The organism is Streptomyces sp. NRRL F-2664 (assembly GCF_000719345.1).
GTDB lineage: Bacteria > Actinomycetota > Actinomycetes > Streptomycetales > Streptomycetaceae > Streptomyces.
The window spans coordinates 1-858 of the sequence record NZ_JOFX01000264.1 but is presented as its reverse complement, the minus strand read 5'-3'; the positions used below and the strand labels follow the sequence as shown (position 1 = coordinate 858).

1 protein-coding gene is annotated in these 858 nt (G+C 68.6%); it reads right to left on the bottom strand.

Annotated features, from left to right (window positions below):
- The coding region (locus tag IF89_RS0135680) for an IS3 family transposase (RefSeq protein WP_043194882.1) at window positions 1–695 on the bottom strand (695 nt) is incomplete at its 3' end.
- Window positions 696–858: the final 163 nt, after the last annotated feature.

Below are 858 nucleotides of genomic sequence, written 5' to 3'. Positions count from 1 at the left end.
GCGAGGGCGTTATCCCAGCACTGCCCCGTGCGCCCGACCGACAGTCTAATCTCGAACTCCGCTGCCAGGAGAGCCAGTTCACGGCTGGTGTATTGACAGCCGCGGTCGGAATGGAAGATCACCGGGCTGGTCGGGCGGCGGGTGCGGCAGGCCGCCTTGAGGGCGTCGGCGACGAGTTCGGTTCGCAGGTGGTCGGCGGTGGCCCACCCGATGACGCGCCGGGAGGCGATATCGATGACGGTGGCCAGGTAGAGCCAGCCCTCGTCCGTGGCGATATAGGTAATGTCGCCGCACCAGCGGGTGCCAACGGCGGCCGGGTCGGGCTGGAAGTTGCGAAGGACCAGGTCAGGACGGGTCGCCGCGTATGGATCAGGGATGGTGGTGCGGTGTCGTCGTCTGCGGTGCCGACCGGTCAGGCCGGCCTGCCGCATCAACCGTGCGACCCGGCGGCGACCGCAGGTGGCACCCTCGCGTTCAAGGACAGCGTGGACACGCGGAGACCCGTAGGTTCCGCGTGACTGCTGGTGCACGGTGGTGATCCGCTCGGTCAGCTCGGCGTCCTGCGCCGCGCGGGGACCAGGGACGCCGGCACGGCGGTCGTAGTAGGCGGTTCGGGAGACCTCGAGCAGTTCGCACGCCCGTTTGACGTTGTGACCAGGAGTTTTCTCCGCCTCGATGAACGGGTGCACGTTCACCGGGTCTCCGTCGCGAAGAAAGCCGTCGCACGCTTGAGGACCTCTACGTCCTCCCGCAGCCTGCGGTTCTCCCGTCGAAGCAGAGCCAGCTCCTCGCGCTCGCTGCTGGTCAGGCCGTCACGATCGCCCGCGTCGATCGCGGCCTGCCTCACCCAGGCCCGCA